A 17,946-nucleotide genomic window follows, 5' to 3' on the forward strand; every position below is an offset into this window, starting at 1 on the left:
CCGCCTCTCCGGAGTGGGCCGCCCTCCCGTCCGGAACGGGCACCGTGCGGTGCCACCCTTACCGGGGGCCCTCGGTGAGACCGCGGAGGCGGCGGGCCGCGCGGCGCAGGAGCGAGCGTTCCTGCGCCTGGCGCAGGGCGACGGCCTCCAGGCGGCGCTGCTCGGCCTTCTCCTTCCACCTGACGGTGTCGCGGCCGCTCTTGGCCGCGGCGGCGCGCAGTTCCCTGAGTTCGGACTTGAGCGCCGTGACCTGCCGCTGGGCGCGCTCGGCCTCCCGCCTGCGCGACTCGGCCTCCGCGCGCCAGCGCACGGCCTCACGGTTGCGGTCCGTGGCCCAGGCCGGGTAGGCCGCCGCCGCCGGCCGGAACCGCCACGACTCGGCGTCCAGCCAGGTCGCGCCGTACAGGTCGGCGATCACGTCGTCCAGGGGCTCGCCGTCGCGGGCGACGCGCAGGGCCCGCGCGACGGCGGCGGTCCGTTCCAGGCGGGCGGCCACCACGCCCGAGCCGTTCTCCTCAAGCGCCACGAGCAGCAGGCCCTCGTCGTCCTCGTCGGCCTGCCGGATCAGCATGGCCAGCGACTCCGCCCCGGGCACCCAGCCGGCCGGGCAGGTGAGGCGGAACGGTGCGGGGAGCGAGGTCGGGGGGACCCGCTCGGCGAAGGAGACGCGGCCGTCGTGGGCGTACTGCCCGCGGACCAGCCGCAGGTCGAGCAGCGGGTCGTCCAGCGGCGCGCGGCGCTCGCCGGTCAGCGACGCCCACGGGCCGGTCAGGGTGACGTGCACGTCGGGCAGGGTGCTCGCCAGGGCCCCGTCCACGCTCGCCCGGACGTCCTCGAAGGAGGCGTCCAGGGCGTCCACCACGACGTCGACATAGGGGACCAGCCACTGGCGGCCCCCGTCCGAGCGCAGGTTGCGCCGGTAGGGCACGCGGTCGGCGATGAACGGGTCGTTGTGCCGCCTGACCTCCCCGGGCCGTCGCATCGCCGTCGTCGTGCCCAGGTGCCAGCCGAGCGCCTCGGCGTCCGGGACGAACACCGCGCCCGTCTGGGTGAGCCGGTAGCCCAGCTCGGTGTCCTCGCCGAGCCTCAGGGAGGTGTCCATCCCTCCCGCGGCCCTCAGCAGGGCCGCGGGCAGCGAGACCGTCGCGCCCACGTGGACGCGGTGCAGCAGCGGGCTGGGCGCGTCGCGGAAGTCGCGGTGGGTCGCGACGAGCTCGGCGATCCAGTCGTGCCCGTGGTCGGGGTCCGGGTCGAAGAGGGAGTCGGTCCTGTCCTTGGCGACGGCGATCTGGACCTCCGACGCGGTGGGCGGCGTGCCCGCCATGGCGGTGAAGCGCAGCGTCCCCAGCACCACCAGGTAGTCGGCCAGGTGGTGCCAGCGCATGTGCGACTCCACGTGGTCGCGGTAGGCGACGATGTCGGCGTCCATCCGGTGGATCACCTCGCCGCCGGCGGCCGCCGTACCGGTCTCCAGGGCCCAGGCGATGCCCCAGCGGCCCTCGGGCACCCGCAGGAGCCGGGTGTTCTCCGGGGCGATCTCGGGGAGCCGGAGCGGGGGCGCGCTCCCGTCGTCCACGACGATCACCTCCAGGAGGTGCGAGGGGTAGGTCTGGGCGGCGAGGGCGGCCAGCGTGAGATCGAGTTTCTCCTGCTGGGCCCTGGCCGGGATCACCACGCTCACCGGCAGGCGCGGCTCCCAGATCCCCGGGGCGGGCGGGCTGAGCACCCCGTAGTCGTTGCCCGGGATCCGCGGCGCGTTCACACCGCCTCCGCGGGGAGCTCCATGAGCGCGCTGGGCCGGAAGCCGCGCCACTGGCGCTTGTTGCGCCGCAGGAACGTGCCGATCGGCTCGCGCCAGGTGTGGTTGGCGACGTTGCCGCGCCGCAGGATGTAGCCCAGGCCCTGGGTGCGGTAGATCTGCCCGCCCGCGGCCTGTACGGCGTGCTGGAACTGGGCGTCGATCGTGCCCGGCAGCGTGCGGAAGCCGCCCACGGTCTCGAAGGCGGAGCGTTCGGCGAAGATGGTCCCTCCGGCGATGAAGTTGGTGATCTGCTCGGTCACCTGGTCCCGGTGGACGGTCACCCCGATCGAGGCGAGATAGACGAACTCCGGCACCATGCCCACGACGTCGGCCCCCGAGTAGGAGTGCGCCAGGAGCAGGTCGGAGACGAAGTCGGGCCCGTACCAGTCGTCGTCGTCCATCTTCAGCAGGAACGACCCCGACGCCCTGGCCGCGGCCTCGTTCAGCACGGCTCCGAACACGGTCTCCCCGGGCGCCTCGAACACGGTGATCGGCCGGTCGTAGGACGCCACCGCCCCGGCCACGTCGGGATGCCCGGCGGGGATCCCGTGCAGGGCGAGGATCACCTCGAACTCGGCGCCGCGCTGACCGGCCATCTGCTCCAGCGCGAAGCGGACCATCTCGGGGCGGCGGGTGGCCAGCAGCACCGAGATCAGCGGCCTGGCCGCGGCGGGGGCGCCGAGCTGCTCCCAGCGGGTGCGGACGCCGTGGGTGCGCAGTGCCTCGCGGCGGAGCCGGATGCTGTGCTCCTCCCGCTCCAGGTCGTCCCCGAGGCCGGTATCGCCGACCGAGGTGATCAGCCCGGCCAGCTCGGGGCCGAGGGCGCCGGCCCACCGGGGCACGACGTCGGAGAACAGCGGCACGCCGGCCGCGGCCAGCCCGGTGACGACCCGCAGCGCGGCCACGGGACCGCTGTGGCTGCGCCGCCAGTCCACGTGCACCCCCCTGACCTGCCTGATCCGGCTCACGTCCACGTCGGTGACGCAGCCGGAGGTGCCGAAGGTGGTGAGCGTGCGGCCCTCACAGATGATCGCCCAGCGGCCGGACTCCACCGACAGCTCGGCCGTGCCGAGCGAGGGCACCGTGACGAAGCCCATCGGGTTGACCGAGCGGTCGTCGACCGGCGGGATGGTCCGGGGCTCGGACAGGTCGCCGAGGTCGTTCTCCAGGATCCTGGTCCCGCCGGGACGGCCGATCCGCTCCCAGCTCATCAGCTCGGCGACCGGGCGGTCCACGGGGGTCTCGTCGCCGGACCAGGGCGGCGGATCCTGATCGGTGGTGCGCAGGACCAGGTCGCCGCCGCGGGCGCCGAACCGGCCGGGGACCGGGCCGGTCACGCCGGCCGGGGCGGCGTTGGGATCGCCGGGCCGCCAGTGCGCCGCCCCCGGGCCCGCCAGGCCGGCCACGGGCGCCGCGACGGCGTCCATCCGGTGCCCGGCGAACGCCCTGGCGGTCGCGGCGAGCGTGCGGCCGGCGGGCGTGGGCTTGGAGAACCCCGCCTCCACCACCCACGCGGGCCGCCGGGGCTGGTGCACGCGGAGCTCGGTCAGCGACCGCCAGCGGTGGGCGGGCGTGGGGGACAGCACCGGCGCGGTGTACCAGTGCGGCGTCTCCTCCACGGCGACGACGACCCGCGTGGCCATGGGCAGCAGGGAGTGCAGGGTCGCGGCCCGGCGGAGGTCGGTCGGGGTCCGGGCGAGCACCAGGACCTCGGCGGCGCCCTCCTCGGCCCGGGGGATGCCGTCGAGGTCGCCGTCGAGGTCGATCGCCCCGGGCGGCACTGGCCCGTCGGGCGTCTCGAAGCCCACGCAGTAGACGAGGACGCGCCGCCCGCCGTTCCGCTTCCCGGCGGCGTGGACGAGATCGTTCAGAAGGGACATCAGCCGGCCTTCCCCTGCCGCATGGCCGTCGCGATGATCTCTCGCAGGGGGCCGCGCTGCCGGCCGTCCTCCAGCTCCCTGACCTCCGCCCGCAGGCGCTCGGTCTCGGTCCGGAGGCTCTCGGCCTCGGCCTCCAGGCGTTCCGCCTCGCGCCGCCACCGGGCCGCGCCGGCCCGCCACTTCGCGGGATCCCCGGCGACGGGCTCCGCCTCCCCGGCGGCCATGACGCCGAAATCGTCGGCGCTCACCCAGAACGAGCCGAACAGCTCGTGCACCGCGCCGTCGAGGTCGCCCGAGTCCTCCACCAGCGCCGCCCTGGCGAAGGCGGCGGTGCGTTCGAGCCTGACCACGCTGACCCCGGTCTCCGGCTCGCCGCCCTCGTCGAGCACCGCGCTCAGCAGGCCGTACCCCTCGCTCTCGGCGAGTTTCAGCAGCTCGGCCAGGCTGTCCGCGCCGAGCGCCCACCCGGCGGGGCAGGTGAGGCGGAACGGCGCGGGCGCCGAGCTGAGCGGCGTCTCCTCGGTGAAGGAGACGCGCGGTTCGTGGGTGTACAGGTTGCGCACCAGCCGCAGGTCGAGCAGCGGCTCGTCCAGGGAGGAGCGGCGTCCGCCGGTGAGCGCCGCCCACGGCCCGACCACGGTGACGGCGACGTCGACGACGGTGCCCGCGAGCGCGGCGTCCACGCTCGCCCGGACGTCCTCGTAGGAGGCGCCGCGGGCGTCGACGACGACGTGCACGTACGGCACCAGCCAGTGCCTGCGCGGGTGGGTGCGCAGCCAGCGCAGGTCGGGGATGAGGTCGGGCAGGACCGACCAGTTGTGCCGGTGCACCTCCTTCTCCCGGAGCATGACCGTGGAGGGGCCGAGATGCCAGCCGCGCGCCTGGGGGTCGGGGATGAAGACCGCGCCCGCCTGGGCGAGACGGAAGCCGAGATCGGTGTCCTCGCCCATGTGCAGCGCGGTGTTGACCCCGCCGACCGAGCGCAGGAGCGCCATGGGGACCGACGTGGTGGCCCCCGAGTGGAGCCGGTAGGCGGTGGCGCCCGCGTCCCGCAGCCACCGCGTCTCGTCGAGCACGCCCGCCCGCCACGCGTGCGGGACCGACCCGTCGAACAGCCTCTCCGCGTCTCCGGCCTCCACCGCCGCGAAGACCTCCCGCGCGCCGGGCCCGGCCCCTTCGGGGGTGAAGCGGACGTCGCCGAGCACGACGGCGTAGGAGGCGAGGTGGTGCCAGCGCATGTGCGCCTCGATGTGCTCCCGGTCGAGGATCATGTCGGAGTCGACCCAGTGCAGGATGTCGCCGGCCGCCGCCGCCGCACCGGTCTGGCGGGCCCAGCCCCGTCCCCAGCGGCCGTCGGGCACCCGGACGAGCCGGGTGTTGGCCGGGGCGATCGCGGGGATCCGCAGCGGCGGGTCGCTGCCGTCGTCGGCGACGACCACCTCCGTCAGATGCGCGGGGTAGCTCTGCGCGGCCAGCCCGGCGAGCGTGCGGTCCAGGGCCTCCTGGCAGTCGTGCGCCGGGATCACCACGCTCACCCGCAGGCGCGGTTCCCAGCCGCCCAGGGCGGGGGGGAGCAGCGGTCCGTAGTCGTTGTGCCTGATCCTGGCGCGGGGCACGGCGGTCCGCTCGTCCTCGTGGAGGGCCGGAGGGACGTCCTGCGGGAGGGGGCCGCCGGTGGCGGTGAGACCGGTCCCGCTCACGCCTTCCCCTCGGGTCCGTCCGGCCGGTCCTGTTCGGTCCTGGCCTCCACGGCGGCCAGGCGCGGCAGCAGCTCGTGGACCATCTCCTCCATCTCCATGCGCTGGGGCATGGCGGCCAGCCGGTCCTCGCCGAGGGAGGCCAGGATCGCCTGGAGGTCCTCGTCGCGCTTGCTCCCGTGCTCCCGGAGCAGTCCGACGATCTCCTCCAGCCGCCGGTCCAGCCGCTCGGTGGCCGCCTTGACCTGGGCCATCTCCGCTTCGTAGCGCTTGACCCTGGTGTCGATGCGCTGGGCCTTGCCGTCGACCCTGCGGACGGTCGCGATCGCGAGAAGCTGGATGGCGAGCACCGTCGCCATCGCGCCGAGCACGACGGCCGCCGTCACCGAGACGGTGCCGGCCCCGGCGAGCAGGGCCAGCGCGATCAGGACCAGCGAGCCGATGGTTGCCGCCAGAAGCGTCAGTTTTCGGGGCGTGGGCATCCGCGCGTACCTTCCCTACCGCTGATGGAGTTACCTGTTTGTCTGGGGGGAGGTATTTGAGGCTAGCCGCTGCCCAAGTGCAAATATGTCAGTAAATGTGAAACTTGGAGGTTTCCGTGACCTGAGTGACTTCTGTGAGTCAACAGAAGTGAGTATCCACATCAAGTCTGAAGTGCGGTGATCAGGGATCTTCCGGCCTCGCTATCCTTCGCTGGTGCCTGCGCAGTCGACCTCTCCCTCCACGGCTCCCCCCGCGACCCCGGCCGGCTTCCTGAGATCGGCGGCCGAGGCGGCGGCCGAGCTGTCATGGACCGGTCAGGGATGGCTGGCGGCCGGTGAGCCGCTCGGCGACCGGCCGGACGCCACCGAGGTCACCCGGCTCAGGGAGCTGCGCGCGCTGACCGTCCGGTGGCCCTCCGCCGAGGTCCCGGCCGGCGCGATCACCGGCCTGGCCGCCGCCGGGGTGCCGCTGCACGCCGCCGCCTCGCCGGCCTGGGTGGAGCCCGGCCTCGCGCGCCTGCTCGCCGCCTGGACGCCCGAGGAGGGCGGCGGCGGGCCCCGCTCGGTGACCGACCTGCGCAGGGAGGAGCACAGCGTACGGCTGCGCCGCCACGGCCTGCGGAGCCGGGACGCGGCGGCCACGCCCGCGGTCAGCGTCGTGATGTCCAGCATGCGTCCCCACCTGCTGGGTTCGGCGCTCGCCCAGATCGCCCGGCAGCGGCGGGTCGAGACCGAGGTCCTGCTGGCCCTGCACGGCGTCCCCGCCGGCCACGAGGCGGTACGGCGGGCGGTGCGGGACTGCGGCCTGCCCGTCACGGTGATCGAGGCGGACGCGGAGACCCCCTTCGGGGAGGTGCTCAACCTGGCCGCCTCCCGCGCGGGCGGCGAGTACGTCGCCAAGTGGGACGACGACGACTGGTACGGCCCCGAGCACTTGGCCGACCTCCTGCTCGCGCGGTCCTACGCCGGCGCGGACATCGTGGGCACCGCGGCCGAGTTCTTCTACCTGGAGCCCCTGAACGCCACGATCCGCCGCACCGACTACACCAGCGAGGTCTGGTCCGACCACGTGGCCGGCGGCACGATCCTGCTCGACCGGGCCCGCTACGCCGAGCTCGGCGGGTTCCCCGCGCTGCCCCGGGGCGTCGACGCCGGCTTCCTCAAGGCCGCCCACGCCGCCGGGGCGCGCATCTACCGCACCCACGGCCTCGGCTACGTGCTGCGGCGTTCGGTGAGCGCCGAACACACCTGGCGGCTCTCGCTGGCCCACTTCCTGCGCGTCGCGACGAACCAGTGGCGCGGCTTCCGCCCGAGCCTGATTCTGGAAGAGCGATGACAGCACGGATCACCGGCAACGACTACCGGAGCCTCACCCCGCCCGAGCTCGGCGCCTGGACGCCGTCGCTGCGGGTCAGCGTGGTCGTGCCCGCCTACGGCGGCCAGGACAAGCTCGACCTCGTGCTCGCGGGGCTGGCGGGGCAGACCTATCCCGCCGGCCTGACCGAGGTCATCGTGGTGGACAACGGCAGCGAGCCGCCGCTGCGCCTGCCCGAGCTGAGGCCCGCGAGCACCCGGCTCATCGTCTGCCCCACTCCCGGGCGGGCCCACGCCCGCAACGCGGGGCTCGGCGCCGCCACCGGTGACGTGATCCACTGGCTCGACTCCGACGTGGTCCTGGACCGCCGGTCCGTCGAGGCGCACATGCGCTGGCACCACGCGGCGCCCTACCTCGTGGTGACCGGCTACCTGCGTTTCACCCCGGCGGAGCTGCCCGCCCCCCGGGAGGTGGCCGCGGCCGCCGACCTGGCCGAGCTCTTCGAACCGGCCGAGCCGCACGCCTGGCTGGTGGACCTCATCGAGCGGACCGACGGCCTCACCGACAACCCGCACCGCGCGTTCAGCCTGCACGTGGGCGGCGCCACCTCGGTCAACGCCGCGCTGCTCGCCCAGGCCGGGCCGATGGACACCGAGCTCATCCTTGGCCAGGACACGGAGATGGGCTACCGGCTGGCCCAGGCGGGCGCGGTCTTCGTGCCCGAGCCGCTGGCCCGCGCCTTCCACCTCGGTCCCACCATGCGGATGCGCGACAAGGCGCCGATCGACCGGGTCAGCCACGCCTTCGTCGCCGACCGGATCCCGAGTTATCGGTGGCTCCGCGCCCATCCGGCCCGGCAGTGGAAGGTGCCCTACCTGGAGGTGGTCGTCGGGCCCGCCGGGCGGCCGGACCACGCCGGGGAGGGCGGGCGCGGGTACGGCTACGACGAGGTCCGCGCCACCGTGGACGCCGTCCTCGCGGGCACCGTGCCCGACGTGGTGGTCACCGTCACCGGTCCCTGGGACCGCGTCCGGACCGAGGGCCGCGCGCCGTTGCGGAACCCGGACCTGGACCTGGAGCTGATCCGCGGCCACTACGCCCACGAGGGCCGGGTGCGGTTCGCCCTCGACGCCCCTCGGACGGTGCGGATGGCTCCGCCGTACCCGGCGGAGGGCGGCGAGGCGCCGGAGGCCGGGGCGGCCCCGCCGTACCGGCTGAGGCTGCCCGCCGGCTGGGTGCCGGGCGAGGACAGCCTCGCCCGCCTGCTCGACGTGGCCGGGGACGGGGGATACGGGCTGGTCTCGGCGCTGCTGGCCGAGGGGGCCGGCGAGGGGATCGTGGCGGCCAGGCTGGAGCGCACCGCCGCGTTCGCCCGTGCCGCGATCGTCCGGCGGGAGGGCGAGGACCTCGACGACGCGGTGGAGGACACCTCCGGGGTGCTCTGGGTGGACGGCGAGACCTACGGGTTCCTGCCGGAGGCCCGGCCGATCATCGGCCGCCGCGGCGCGTACCGGGCCAGGACGGAGGCGCAGGCCGAGATCGCCCGCCTCGCCAAGGAGAACGAGCGGCTGCGCGCCCAGGTGACCAGGTGGCGCGACGAGGCGGGCCGCTGGCGCAAGAGCGCGGTCGAGCTGCGGCGCGAGGTCGGCGGTCTGCGCAAGGAGCTGGCCGCCGCCAGGAAGATCGTCCAGTACGGCCTGCTCTCGTCCGTCAAGCGGGCGATCATCCGCCGCCGGTGAGGGGCCCGGACGGGCCGTGGGCCGCCCGGCGCGGCCGGTCCCCGTCCGCCGGGCGGCCGCTCACCCGTCCTCGGTGACCACTCCGACCCCGCCGAGGAAGTAGGACCCGATGCCCTTGTAGGGCACCACGGCGCCGGGGTCCGGGCGCCACTCGGGCAGGTTGACGATGCCGGGCTCGACCACGTCGAAGCCGTCGAACAGGCGGGTGATCTCCTTGCCCGTCCGGGGGACGAAGGGCGAGGAGGCCCGGTCGTACACCTTGGTGACCCCCTCGGCCGCCTCCGGCCTGGCGTCGATCGCGACGTGGGAGAGGATCAGGTGGCTGCCGGGCGCCAGGGCGCGGCGGAGCGTGGCGATGATGCCCTCCGGGTCGTCCTCGTCGGGGACGAAATGCATGATCGCCAGAAGGAGGACCGCCACCGGCTGGTCGAAGTCGATCGCCGCGCGGATGTCCGGGTGTTCCAGGATCTCGCCGGGGCGGCGCACGTCCCCGTGGACGATGGTCACGTTCTCGTTCTTGCCGAGGATGGCCCTGCCGTGGACCAGGACGGTCGGATCGTTGTCGACGTAGACGACCCGGGCGTCCGTGGCGACCTGGTGCACGTTGTTCTGGGTGGGCAGGCCGGCTCCGATGTCGAGGAACTGGCGGATGCCCGAGCGGGCGACGAAGTCGACGGCGCGGCCCAGGAAGGCGCGGTTGGACCGCGCGCTGTGGCGGATCTCGGGGACGACGGTGAGGACCTTCTCGGCGGCCTCCCGGTCGGCGGGGAAGTTGTCCTTGCCGCCGAGGTAGTAGTCGTACATGCGTGCGACGTTCGGAATATGAGTCTGAATACCCGTGGGTATCTGGTCGGTCACGTGCCGCTCCCCGGGGGCGATATTTCCGGAATTAGCGTGATCATATATAGAAGAGACCTTGGAGAACTGATCCGTGAGCTGACAAGATCGCGCCATGGCAGCCTCCTCCTCACGCCGTGTCCTGGGACTGCAACTGGCCGACGGCATCGGCCGCGGCAACATGTGGGCCTGCCTGACCATGGCGTTCGCCGCGACCATGGTCATCTCCTTCCTCCCGGCGGCGCAGCCGTACATCCTGAGCGGCGTCCTCGGCGTCGCCGAGGACGACCAGGGCAAGGCCGTCGGCCTGCTCGGCGTCGCCGCAGAGATAGCGATGATCGCCAGCCTGGTCTGGTACGGCGCGCTGGCCGACCGGTTCGGCCGCCGGCCCGTCGTGGTGGCCGGGTTCGCGCTGTGCGCGCTGGGCACCGCGCTGTTCCCGTTCGCCGGGAACACGACCGTGCTCGTCGCGCTGCGGGTGGTCTTCGCCCTCGGCGTGGCCGCGCTCAGCGGGATGCTGTCCACGGTGGCCGTCGACTACGTCCGGGACGGCTCCCGGGGCAGGTCCTACGGCCTGGTCGGGCTGTTCAGCGGCCTCGGCGCGATGGTCGCGGTGCTCGCCCTGGTCCGCCTGCCCGTGATCTTCGAAGACCGGGGGATGGCCCCGGTCGACGCCGCTCGCGTCTCGTTCCTGATCATCGCCGCGGTCGTCCTCGCCGTCGCCGCGCTGATGTGGTCCACCCTGTCCACGGTCAAGGTCAGCGCGACCGCCGAGCGCGTGCCCCTGACCCGCCTGGTCAAGGAGGGCGTCGCGCTCGCCCGCGACCCCGGAGTGGCGCTGTCCTACGCCGCGGCGTTCGTCGCCCGCGCCGACCTCGCCGTCGTCGCGGGCTTCATGTCCCTGTGGGTGTTCGACTACGCCACCGGCGAGCGCGGCATGTCGACGGCCGAGGCCCTGGCCCGCGGCGGGGCCGTGGTCGGCATCGCCCAGACCGTGGCCGTGGTCGCCGCGCCGCTGTTCGGCTGGCTGGGAGACCGGATGCGCCGCCAGGACGTGCTCATCCTCGCCCAGGCCGTCGCGGCGGTGTCCTACCTGTCCACGCTGCTGATCAGCGACCCGCTCGGCTCCGGCATGATGATGGTGGCCGTGCTCGTCGGCCTGGGAGAGATCGCCGCGATCACCACCGCCGGCCCGCTCCTGGCCCAGCAGGCCCCCGCCGCCGTGCGCGGCTCCGCCTACGGCGTGCAGACGCTGTGCGGAGCCGTCGGCATCCTGGTGGTGTCCGGTCTCGGCGGCCTCCTCTACGACGCCTGGCGGCCCGCCGCCCCGTTCGTGATATCGGGGGTCTCCGGCCTGCTCGTCGTGGCCTTCGGGCTCGCGGTACGGCGGCGCGTCACGCCCCTGTCCGAGGAGCGCGAGCGCGTGGCCGCGGCGGCCTGACCCGGCTCAGCCCCTCCGGATCGCCGAACGGAGCCTGGAGAGCCGGGACTCCGGCTTCCGCGCGGGCGCCGGGGGCCGGTCCCCGCGGGACGGAGCCGCCGTGGGCTGTTCCGGCGGATTCCAGGCCGGCTTCTCCGGGGGAGCCTGCGCGGGCCTCCCGGGCGCGGCCTGCGCGGACTTCTCCGCCTTCTCCGCGGAAGCCCCCGCGGGCTTCCGGGCGGGAGCGGCCGGAGCGGCCGGGACCGGCCAGAACTCCGCCCGGTCGCCGTGCCGCACGCCGTGGGTGGCCTTGATCGAGGCGGGGACGTCGTCCGCGCCCAGCAGGAGTGCCCGGCCCAGCGCCTCGGTCCGCTCCAGCGTCGCCGTACCGTCGTCGCCGAGGTCGACGACGAGCATGCCGGACCGGTCGTCCTGGAGCGCGGCGATCATCCGCTCCAGCGAGCCGTGCCCCAGCGGGACCGAGATCGGGCCGGTGTAGCGGAAGGGGATCGGCGCGGGGGTGGGGGAGACCTCGTCGGCCCGCCGTACCCGCTCGTCGTGGGCGAAGTGCTCGCGCAGCAGCCGCAGCTCGAAGGAGGGGTCGCCGAGCACCGCGCGGCGGCCCGGGGACAGCCGGGACCAGGGGGCGACCAGGGTGACCCGCACGTCGGTCACCGACCCCTCCAGCGCCGCGCTCACCGCGTCGCGCACCTGCCTTTCGTCGCCGTCGACGTGGAGCACCACCTCCACGTACGGCACCAGCCACCGCCGGCCCCGGTCCTTGCGCAGGTCACGGCGGAGCGGAACGCGGTGGGCGAGGTAGGGGCCGACCGCGCGGACCGCCCGGTCACGGTCACGGCGCTGCGCGGGAAGTCCCAGGTGCACGGCTTGGGCGGCCATGTCGGGGACGAAGACCGCCCCGTGCGCGGCCAGCCGGTAGGCGAACTCGGTGTCCTCGCCCCTGAGCACGTCGGGATCGATCCCGCCGACGGCGTGGAAGGTCTCCCGCCGCATCGACACCGTCGGCCCGGTGCACACGTGGTAGGGGTTGCGGCTGGTCCGCAGGCCGTCGGTCCGGGAGATGGTCTGCTCGGTGGAGCTGGGCAGCGCCTCCGACAGGTCGAAGACGGCCTCCAGCGGGCCCGTGCGCACGCCGTCGTACAGGTGGGCCGGGGAGAGCTCGGGCTCCTCGACGAACTTCTTCGCGCCGATGGCGACCAGGTAGCCGGCCAGGTGGTGCCAGCGGGCCAGTGCCTCGATGTGCTCGCGGCAGACGACCATGTCGGCGTCCAGGCGCTGGATGATCCGGCCCTCGGCGAGGGCGGCCCCGGTGTTCACCGCGTGCGCGATGCCCCAGCGCCCGGGGTCGGCGGCGACGATCCTGGTGCCCGGCGGAGCGATCTCCGGCAGCCGCAGGGGCGGGTCGCTGCCGTCGTCCACCACGATCACTTCCATGAGGTGACCGGGGTAGGTCTGCGCCGCCAGGGCGGCGAGGGTCAGGTCGAGCCTGTGCTGGCCGCCGTGCGCGGGGATGATCACGCTTACCGGGAGCGCCGGATCCCATTCGCCGAGGGCGGGAGGGACCAGGGGGGAGTAGTCGTTGTGCCGGATCAGGGGCAGGTCGGTCCCCGCTCCATCCGTCATGATGTGGTGCCCCTCGTCTCCGCCCCCGCTTGTCAAGTCCTGTCAACCCTATCCCCGCTTGCTTAGCGTTTCCTGTGGGAGAAAGGGAAAGATGCCCGAGTTGTCCATTGGGTGGACAACACATCCCGCCGCGTAGGCCATTGCCCGTAGACTCGTTGCCTAACACCGCAGGTAGGACGCGCACGGTGTACCCGGGCGCGGGAGGAGTAATCATGACCAGGGCGTGGCGTGGCCTCATCGAGGAGTACCGTGACCGACTTCCGGTGACCACGGCGACGCCCGTCGTCACGCTCCTGGAGGGCGGCACGCCGCTCGTCCCGGCGCGCCGGGTCTCGGCTCTGACCGGCTGTGACGTCTTCCTCAAGGTCGAGGGCGCGAACCCGACCGGCAGCTTCAAGGACCGTGGCATGACCATGGCCATCAGCAAGGCCGTCGAGGACGGTGCGAAGGCCGTCATCTGCGCCTCCACCGGCAACACCAGCGCCTCCGCCGCCGCCTACGCGGTCCGCGCGGGCCTGACCTGCGCCGTGCTGGTGCCCCGCGGCAAGATCGCGATGGGCAAGCTGGCGCAGGCACTGGTCCACGGAGCCACGCTGCTCCAGGTCGAGGGCTCCTTCGACGACTGCCTGGAGATGACCAGGAAGCTGTCCGAGAACTACCCCATCGCGCTGGTCAACTCGGTGAACCCGTTCCGGCTCCAGGGCCAGAAGACCGCGGCCTTCGAGATCGTGGACGCGCTCGGCGACGCGCCCGACATCCACTGCATCCCGGTCGGAAACGCGGGCAACATCTCGGCCTACTGGATGGGTTACACCGAATACGCCGCGGACGGCGTCGCCACCAGGACGCCCCGCATGTTCGGCTTCCAGGCCAGCGGCTCCGCGCCGATCGTGAACGGCGCGCCGGTGACCCACCCGCACACGATCGCCACCGCGATCCGCATCGGCAACCCCGCCTCCTGGAAGCTCGCCGAGGCCGCCCGGGACGAGTCCGGCGGCGTCATCCAGGCCGTCACCGACCGCCAGATCGCCGCCGCGTACAAGCTGCTGGCCCAGGAGGAGGGCGTGTTCGTCGAGCTCGCCTCCGCCGCCAGCGTGGCCGGCCTCCTCCAGGCACACGCGCAGGGCCTCGTCGAGCCCGGCCGGCGCATCGTCTGCACGGTGACCGGCAACGGCCTCAAGGACCCCGACTGGGCCATCTCCGGCGCGCCCACGCCCGTGACGATCCCCATCGACGCCCACGCCGCGGCCACGGCGCTCGGACTCGCCTGAGCGCCCCGGCACCCCCATGACGACGCCGGTACGGCGGGCCGTCCCACCGCGACGCCCCGCCCCGGCCCTGCACAGCACCGAACGACGCAGATAGGAGGAGGGGCTCCCTCCCTATGGCTGAGCCAGGGGCCTGCGCCCCAGAATTCCGATGACCGACAGCATCAAGGTCACCGTCCGGGTCCCGGCGACGTCGGCCAACCTCGGCCCCGGATTCGACACCCTGGGACTGGCCCTCGCCCTCTACGACGAGGTCGAGGTCGGTCTGGTCGACCCCGGCGGCGACCCCCGTTCCCGTAGCGTCAGCATCGAGGTCACGGGGGAGGGCGCGGGCGAGCTCGACGACGGCGAGGGCCATCTCATCGTGAAGACGATCCGGCTGACCTTCGACCGGATGGGGCTTCCGCAGCCGCGCGGCATCCGGCTGCGCTGCCTCAACCGCATCCCGCACGCGCGGGGCCTGGGATCCTCCTCCGCGGCGATCTGTGCGGGGATCCTCGCGGCGCGGGCGCTGGCCGGCGCCCCGTACCCGGTGGTGGACGGCCCGGACCCCGCGGGCGGCCGGGACGGTGCCGGCCCCGGCCGCCCGGCGGCGCGGCCGGAGTTCACCGACGACGACGTCTTCGCGCTGGCCACCGAGATCGAGGGCCACCCCGACAACGTGGCCCCGTGTCTCGCGGGCGGGCTCACCATCGCATGGACAGATCAGTCGGACGCTCCGCATATGGTGAAGCTGGTCCCACACGCCGATATCCGGCCCGTGGCCATCATCCCCAGGCACCGCCTGTCCACAGAGGTCGCCCGGGGGCTGCTCCCCAAGGACGTGCCGCACTCCGACGCGTCCGCGAACGCCGGGCGGGCCGCGCTTCTCATCGCGGCGCTGACCGAACGGCCGGAGCGGGAACTTCTGCTGGCCGCCACCGAAGATCGGTTGCACCAGAATTACCGCGCGCCTGCGATGCCGCAGAGTGCGGATCTGGTACAACGTCTGCGCGGGATCGGCGTCCCTACTGTTGTCTCGGGAGCGGGCCCCACAATTCTTGCGTTTTCGACAGTGGATACGCAGGATTTGATCGCACCGGAAGTGGGTACTGATTGGCACATCCAGCCACTGGATGTCGAAACCCGCGGTGCCTGCGTTGTCTCTCCCGAGACACGCTGATGCCTCTTCGACCTTCAGGGAATAGCTGTGTGCGCTGGTGATGTTAGGCTGGTAGCCGCACCAGGTGCCCCCTTGTGGGTGCGTGCTTGTCAGCCACACATCGCTGCATCATGTCTCGCTCTGTGAGGCGTGAGCGCCGCAGTGGCCTCCCCGAATCCGTCCCCTCCGAATGCTCCACATTCGGTTGGGGCAACGAGAGGCGGCGTTTGAGGGGACACGCGCGTTCGAATTACCTCGACATCTGGTTGCCGGTAGCAATCCGGGGGGTGTCCTCCAAGCCCCACCGTCGGCGAATCTCGATGGTGACGGCATGGATGTGCCCTTCTCCGACAGTGGCGGCGGTCCTCAAGGGCCGTCGAGGATCGCAACGTGCAACCCGACCCGGTCTGTCCCACCGGGTTGATCGCACCACCGGGACGATTGGCTGATCGTGGCCACGCCCGACCCCTGGGAAGGACCCATTAGTGAGCGACACCACCGAACTCCTCTCCGACGCCGCCGGCGCACCGCCGGTGGCCGGCGACACCCCCACCCGCGCCGCGGCCAGGCCGCGCCGTCGCTCCGGCACCGGCCTGTCCGCCATGGTGCTGCCCGAGCTGCAGGCCATGGCCTCCGGGCTTGGCATCAGCGGGACAGGGCGGATGCGCAAGAGCCAGCTCATCGCGGCCATCCAGGAGAAGCAGGGCGTAGCACCCGAGAGCGCCCCTGCTCCCGCTCCCGCCGCGGTCAAGGAAACTCCGCCGGCCCCGGCCGTCGCGGCCGAGCCGGTCGCCGAGCGCCCGGCCCGCAGCCGCAGGGAACGTTCCCGGCCCGCCGCCGTCGCCGAACCCGTGGCCGAGCAGGCGCCCGTCGCGCCCGAGCCCGTGGCCGCAGCCGCTCCCGTCGTGGAGCAGCAGGCCGATGCCGCTCAGGCCGACACCCGCGCCGAGCGCGGTGAGAGCCGCCGTGAGCGTGGCGACCGCCGCAGCCGCAACAGCGACCGTGGCGAGCGCACCGGCGACCGCCGCGACCGTGGCGACAGCCGTGGCGAGCGCGGTGACAACCGTGGCGAGCGTGGCGACCAGCGCGCCGCCGACGCGGGCCAGAACCGTGGCGAGCGCGCCGACCGTGGCGAGCGCGCCAGCGACCGTAACGACCGTGGCGAGCGCGCCGACCGTGGCGAGCGCGTCAGCGACCGTAACGACCGCGGTGAGCGCGCCGACCGCGGTGACCGCGTCAGCGACCGCGGTGACCGTGGCGAGCGCGTCAGCGACCGCGGCGACCGTACCGACCGTGGTGACCGCGGCGACCGTGGCCCGCAGAACCGTGGTCCGCAGGACCGCGGCGACCAGCACGGCGTCGGCGAGGACGACGACCGCCGTGGCCGCCGTGGCCGGTTCCGGGAGCGGAACCGTCGCGGCCGTGACCGCTTCGACAGCAACGAGCCCGTGGTCGGCGACGACGACGTCCTGATCCCGATCGCCGGCATCCTGGACATCCTCGACAACTACGCGTTCGTGCGGACCAGCGGTTACCTGCCGGGCTCCAACGACGTCTACGTCTCGCTGGCCCAGATCCGCCGTAACGGCCTGCGCAAGGGTGACGTCGTCACCGGCGCCGTCCGCCAGCCCCGCGACGGCGAGCGCCGCGAGAAGTTCAACGCGCTCGTCCGCCTCGACACGGTCAACGGCATGGACCCGGAGCAGGCGCGGCAGCGGCCCGACTTCAACAAGCTCGTCCCGCTCTACCCGCAGGAGCGGCTGCGCCTGGAGACCGAGCCGAACGTTCTGACCACCCGGATCATCGACATGGTGGCGCCGATCGGCAAGGGCCAGCGCGGCCTCATCGTCTCCCCGCCCAAGGCGGGGAAGACCATGGTGCTCCAGGCGATCGCCAACGCGATCACCCGGAACAACCCCGAGTGCCACCTGATGGTCGTCCTGGTCGACGAGCGTCCGGAAGAGGTCACCGACATGCAGCGGTCGGTGAAGGGCGAGGTCATCCACTCGACCTTCGACCGTCCCGCCGAGGACCACACCACGGTCGCCGAGCTCGCCATCGAGCGCGCCAAGCGTCTGGTGGAGCTGGGCCACGACGTCGTCGTGCTGCTCGACTCGATCACCCGTCTGGGCCGGGCCTACAACCTGGCGGCCCCGGCCTCCGGCCGGATCCTGTCCGGTGGTGTCGACTCCACCGCGCTCTACCCGCCGAAGCGCTTCTTCGGCGCCGCCCGCAACATCGAGAACGGCGGCTCGCTGACGATCCTCGCCACGGCGCTGGTCGAGACCGGCTCCAAGATGGACGAGGTCATCTTCGAGGAGTTCAAGGGCACCGGAAACCTGGAGCTCAAGCTCAACCGCTCGCTCGCCGACAAGCGGATCTTCCCCGCGGTGGACGTCGACGCGTCCGGCACCCGTAAGGAAGAGATCCTCATGGGCAAGGACGAGCTGCAGATCACCTGGAAGCTGCGGCGCGTGCTGCACGCCCTGGACATGCAGCAGGCCCTGGAGCTTCTCCTGGAGAAGATGAGGGAGACCAAGTCCAACGCGGAGTTCCTCCTCCAGGTCCAGAAGACGACGGTCAGCTCCGACCGCGACTGATCGACCGGCTCTACGACGGACGCCCCGGCCCCGCGGCCGGGGCGTCCGCCGTTTCAAGGCCCTTGTGCGACCGCGCTCTTCGGGATATCCATACTCCAGGACGCCCGCCCGCTCCATTTCGA

At 73.2% G+C, this 17,946-nt stretch carries 12 protein-coding genes; 6 read left to right on the forward strand and 6 right to left on the reverse strand.

What is annotated here, in order from left to right; translation table 11 throughout:
* Window positions 1-58 precede the first annotated feature (58 nt).
* Genes SROS_RS07880 through SROS_RS51625 form a run of 4 tightly spaced genes read right to left on the reverse strand, consistent with a single transcriptional unit; the run spans window position 59 to window position 5,860 of the window.
* On the reverse strand, window positions 59-1,762 hold the full coding sequence (locus SROS_RS07880; RefSeq protein WP_012888376.1) for a glycosyltransferase family 2 protein: 1,704 nt from the start codon (window positions 1,760-1,762) through the stop codon (window positions 59-61).
* Entirely contained in the window at window positions 1,759-3,681 is a 1,923-nt protein-coding gene (locus SROS_RS07885) for a glycosyltransferase (RefSeq protein ID WP_012888377.1), read from the reverse strand. The genes SROS_RS07880 and SROS_RS07885 overlap by 4 nt, the downstream gene beginning before the upstream one ends.
* The gene (locus SROS_RS51820) at window positions 3,681-5,381 is read right to left on the reverse strand and encodes a glycosyltransferase family 2 protein (RefSeq protein ID WP_012888378.1); all 1,701 of its coding nucleotides are present in this window, start codon (window positions 5,379-5,381) and stop codon (window positions 3,681-3,683) included. The genes SROS_RS07885 and SROS_RS51820 overlap by 1 nt, the downstream gene beginning before the upstream one ends.
* Window positions 5,378-5,860 (reverse strand): hypothetical protein, encoded by a 483-nt coding sequence (locus SROS_RS51625; protein ID WP_012888379.1) that lies wholly within the window; start codon window positions 5,858-5,860, stop codon window positions 5,378-5,380. The genes SROS_RS51820 and SROS_RS51625 overlap by 4 nt, the downstream gene beginning before the upstream one ends.
* A gap of 214 nt (window positions 5,861-6,074) precedes the next feature.
* Between SROS_RS51625 and SROS_RS07900 the strand changes: the two genes are divergently transcribed.
* Together SROS_RS07900 and SROS_RS07905 are read left to right on the forward strand one after the other, a co-directional pair.
* Complete coding sequence (locus tag SROS_RS07900; protein ID WP_012888380.1) at window positions 6,075-7,196, forward strand: glycosyltransferase family 2 protein; 1,122 nt, start codon at window positions 6,075-6,077, stop codon at window positions 7,194-7,196.
* Window positions 7,193-8,914 carry a glycosyltransferase family 2 protein gene (locus SROS_RS07905; RefSeq protein ID WP_012888381.1) on the forward strand — a complete coding sequence of 574 codons (1,722 nt, stop codon included), beginning with the start codon at window positions 7,193-7,195 and terminating at the stop codon, window positions 8,912-8,914. Before SROS_RS07900 ends, SROS_RS07905 begins: the two co-directional genes overlap by 4 nt.
* Window positions 8,915-8,974: 60 nt before the next feature.
* Here SROS_RS07905 and SROS_RS07910 read toward each other — a convergent pair whose 3' ends face one another.
* A complete protein-coding gene (locus SROS_RS07910) occupies window positions 8,975-9,772 on the reverse strand; it encodes an SAM-dependent methyltransferase (RefSeq protein WP_012888382.1) in 798 nt (265 codons plus the stop codon).
* Between the two features lie 94 nt (window positions 9,773-9,866).
* On the opposite strand from SROS_RS07910, the gene SROS_RS07915 reads away from it, so the two are divergent.
* Complete coding sequence (locus tag SROS_RS07915; protein ID WP_012888383.1) at window positions 9,867-11,192, forward strand: MFS transporter; 1,326 nt, start codon at window positions 9,867-9,869, stop codon at window positions 11,190-11,192.
* Window positions 11,193-11,198: 6 nt separating this feature from the next.
* On the opposite strand, the gene SROS_RS07920 is transcribed toward SROS_RS07915, so the two are convergent.
* The gene (locus tag SROS_RS07920) at window positions 11,199-12,815 is read right to left on the reverse strand and encodes a glycosyltransferase family 2 protein (RefSeq protein WP_012888384.1); all 1,617 of its coding nucleotides are present in this window, start codon (window positions 12,813-12,815) and stop codon (window positions 11,199-11,201) included.
* A gap of 212 nt (window positions 12,816-13,027) precedes the next feature.
* On the opposite strand from SROS_RS07920, the gene thrC reads away from it, so the two are divergent.
* From thrC to rho, 3 genes are all read left to right on the forward strand, one after another.
* Window positions 13,028-14,086, forward strand: coding sequence for a threonine synthase (gene thrC / locus SROS_RS07925; protein WP_012888385.1), 1,059 nt, complete (start codon window positions 13,028-13,030; stop codon window positions 14,084-14,086).
* 148 nt (window positions 14,087-14,234) lie between these two features.
* Window positions 14,235-15,245 carry a homoserine kinase gene (locus tag SROS_RS07930; RefSeq protein WP_012888386.1) on the forward strand — a complete coding sequence of 337 codons (1,011 nt, stop codon included), beginning with the start codon at window positions 14,235-14,237 and terminating at the stop codon, window positions 15,243-15,245.
* Between the two features lie 464 nt (window positions 15,246-15,709).
* The gene (rho, locus tag SROS_RS07935) at window positions 15,710-17,824 is read left to right on the forward strand and encodes a transcription termination factor Rho (protein ID WP_012888387.1); all 2,115 of its coding nucleotides are present in this window, start codon (window positions 15,710-15,712) and stop codon (window positions 17,822-17,824) included.
* Window positions 17,825-17,946: the final 122 nt, after the last annotated feature.

It is taken from the genome of Streptosporangium roseum DSM 43021, from assembly GCF_000024865.1.
GTDB classification, from domain to species: Bacteria; Actinomycetota; Actinomycetes; order Streptosporangiales; family Streptosporangiaceae; genus Streptosporangium; species Streptosporangium roseum.